This is a genomic window from Desulfovibrio sp. 1214_IL3152 (genome assembly GCF_036763055.1).
GTDB lineage: Bacteria > Desulfobacterota > Desulfovibrionia > Desulfovibrionales > Desulfovibrionaceae > Desulfovibrio.
In genome coordinates, this window is the sequence record NZ_JBAIYW010000486.1 from 1 (window position 1) to 3,184 (window position 3,184).

The 3,184-nt window shown below is 59.6% G+C and carries 2 protein-coding genes; both read right to left on the minus strand.

Annotation, left to right across the window (positions count from 1 at the left end; genetic code table 11):
• Positions 1–383 precede the first annotated feature (383 nt).
• Positions 384–2,069 carry an AMP-binding protein gene (locus V6C07_RS10380; RefSeq protein WP_333536387.1) on the minus strand — a complete coding sequence of 562 codons (1,686 nt, stop codon included), beginning with the start codon at positions 2,067–2,069 and terminating at the stop codon, positions 384–386.
• Between the two features lie 209 nt (positions 2,070–2,278).
• Complete coding sequence (locus V6C07_RS10385; RefSeq protein WP_333536389.1) at positions 2,279–2,848, minus strand: helix-turn-helix domain-containing protein; 570 nt, start codon at positions 2,846–2,848, stop codon at positions 2,279–2,281.
• Positions 2,849–3,184 lie beyond the last annotated feature (336 nt).

Sequence of the window (3,184 nt, forward strand, 5' to 3'; positions counted from 1 at the left end):
CGGCAGCCGGCTTTTCGGCCGGGGACTGCACCCTGGCGGATTCTTTCTGCGGGGCATGCTCATGCGCCGCGCCACCGCCAGAGACAGGAGCGCCGGGCATGGACAGCGGTTCGTCATAGGAAAAGTCTTTATCGTTCACGTAGGATCCTTTGCATCCGGCATGGTCATTTTCATGTTGTGCCGTGAGGTTTGGCACAATTGCAGTCCGAGGGCGGCAAAGATGCCTGACCGTAGGCGTTGCGATGCAAAGCGGGGATGCTCTGCCAGGGGTATAAGACCGTGCCGGGAGTTTTTGTGGCGAAACATCCGCCGGACGTAAAACGTCTTGCGGGCATTTCGCGGCACGGCCTGAATGCCGTGCCGGAATTCAGGGCAAACGCGCCCTACTGCTTCGGCTCCATGGCTTCAGGCCACATCTGGGCGGCCTGCTCACGCAGCTTGTATTTTTGTATCTTGCCGCTGGCCGTCAGGGGGAACCCACTTATTACAGCGACGTATTTGGGTATTTTAAACCAGGCGATCTTGCCGCGGCAGAAAGCCCGCACGTCTTCCGGGCCGATTTCCACGCCGGGGCGGGGAATAATGAAGGCAGCCACCTCTTCGCCATACTTGAAACTTGGCACTGCCACCACCTGCACGTCCAGCACGCCGGGCATACCCATGAGATATTCTTCTATTTCACGCGGATAGACGTTTTCTCCTCCCCGGATAATCATGTCCTTGATGCGGCCCGTAATGCGCAGGTAGCCCTGCTCGTCCATAACGCCGAGGTCGCCGGAATGCAGCCAGCCTTCGGGGCTGATGGTGCGCGCCGTGTCTTCGGGCATATTGTAGTAGCCCTTCATGACATTGTAGCCCCGGCAGAGAATTTCGCCCACCTGACCGCGCGGCAGTTCTTCGCAGGTTTCGGGATCGGCCACACGCACTTCGATGCCGGGCATGGCGCAGCCCACGGTTTCGCAGCGCTGCTGCAGGCTGTCGTGAATATCGGACTGGGTCATGACGGGTGAGCCTTCCGTAAGCCCGTAGCAGATGGTGAGCTCTTTCATGTTCATGTCGTCAATGACGCGGCGCATGAGCGGCTCGGGGCAGACGGACCCGGCCATGATGCCCGTGCGCAGGCTCGACATGTCAAAACGGTGAAAGAGCTTGTGCTCCAGTTCCGCCAGAAACATGGTCGGCACGCCATACAGGGCCGTGCAGCGCTCGGAGTCCACGGCGGCCAGCACCTTGAGCGGATTGAAGGATTCAAGGATCACCATTGTGGCCCCGTGGTTGACGCAGGCCGAAACACCCAGCACGCAGCCGAAGCAGTGGAAGAGCGGCACAGGCAGGCACACCCTGTCTTCAGGGCCGAAGTTCTGGTGGCGTCCTATCCAGTAGCCGTTCAGGCCCACGCCCACATGGGTAAGCATGACCCCGCGCGGAAAGCCCGTGGTCCCCGAGGTATACTGCATGTTGATGACGTCCCAGGGGTGCAGCGAATCCTGCCGGGCCTTGTATTCATCGTCGTCCACCATGACCGACAGGGAGAGTATTTCCGGTACGGAATACATGCCCCGGTGTTTTTCCATGCCCAGAAAGCAGACGCGTTTGAGGTGCGGCAGGCTGTTGCACACAAGGGAACGCCTGGCCTGCACACGCAGTTCGGGCGCGATGCGGTACAGGGTTTCCAGATAGTCGTGGTCGCGCACGCTGTCGATAAGAAAAATGTTTTCGCACTCGGAATGGGTGAGCAGATAGCGCAGCTCGTGCTCGCGGTAGTTGGTGTTTACCGTGATCAGTATGGCCCCGATCTTGGCCGTGGCAAATTGCAGGGCCACCCAGTACGGCACGTTGGTGGCCCATACGGCCACCTTTTCGCCTTTTTGAATGCCCAGCGCCATCAGCCCCTTGGCGAAGCGGTCCACCATGTCGCCGAATTCCCGCCAGGTCTGGCGGTAGTCGCGGTCGGCGTAAACAAGGGCCTCCCTGTCGGGATATCGGCTTACCGTATGGTCAAGAATCTGGCCCAGCGTCCATTCGCGCAGTTCAAACTGGGCTTGGCGCTGGCGAACTTTTTCTTCCATATTTTCTCCTGTGCCTTGGCGGGGCGGATGCGTTTTTCGCCGTGAGTCCGTCCGGGAAAATAAGCGCGTTACCGGCTGGATGGCTTTGCCCTTATAGTCCGCCGGTCTGCGTCAAATTTTGCCTGTTTTGGGCCGGGCAGCGGCAATTCCCGGTCGCGGGCGCCCTGTTTCGCTCAAGGGCGCCCGAGAAACCTTGTCCGCGCGGCTGCCTAGGGGTTATAGGCCACGGCCAGAATTTCTACCGGCTCATCGCCCGCCGCGCCTACATAATGGGGAACGATGGAGTTATAGTAGATGGTTTCGCCGGGCTTGAGCACATGGTTTTCGCGGCCATAAACAACCAGCAGTTCGCCCTTGAGCACCAGAATGAATTCTTCGCCCTGATGCGAACTGGTTTTGCGTTCGCCGGTGTCGGGAAAAATGCGGATATGGAACGGCTCCATATTGCGGTCGTTCTTGCCCTTGCCCAAAGGCTGGTAGGTGTAGCTGGGGCGCGGAATGCGACCGGTGTGCAGGGCTTCTTCGCCCTCGCACGAATCGTGGATGCAGCCCATGATGGGGTCACGGGTAAACTGGTCGTCCAGAAACGTTCCCAGGCGCACGCCGAGGGCGCGGGCTACCTTCTGCAAGGGACCGATGCTGGGATAGATGGCATCGCTTTCAAGCTTTTGCAGATAGCACTGGTCCAGGCCGGTATTCTGGGCCAGGCTTTCGAGGTCAACCTCGCGCTCTTCGCGAAAGGCACGGATACGCGAACCGATGGTGCGGGCAGCGGGCATGGCAGGCTCCTGACTGTAAGCCCGGCATAACGGCGACGCGCCGTCCGGGCGTTTTTTTAGTGGTATGGTGAAAAAAGCGGTATTCCGCCCGGCCTGGGGCTGTTTTTCATAGTGGTTTTGCACCGGCAGCGGGAAAGACGGAGCCGGGCCGCGGGAGTATACTTGGTATGGTATGCGGCTGAATATAACGCTCCGCTTTGCCACAGTGCCGGACAAAAGGAATATGTAGAAAAAGACCCTAGCGAAAAGCCGCATAAGCCGCAAGGGCTGCGGCCTTGATCCCCTTGCCGCAGAAAGCGGACAGGCTGCGGCCGCCGCAGGCGCACGGCCGATTTT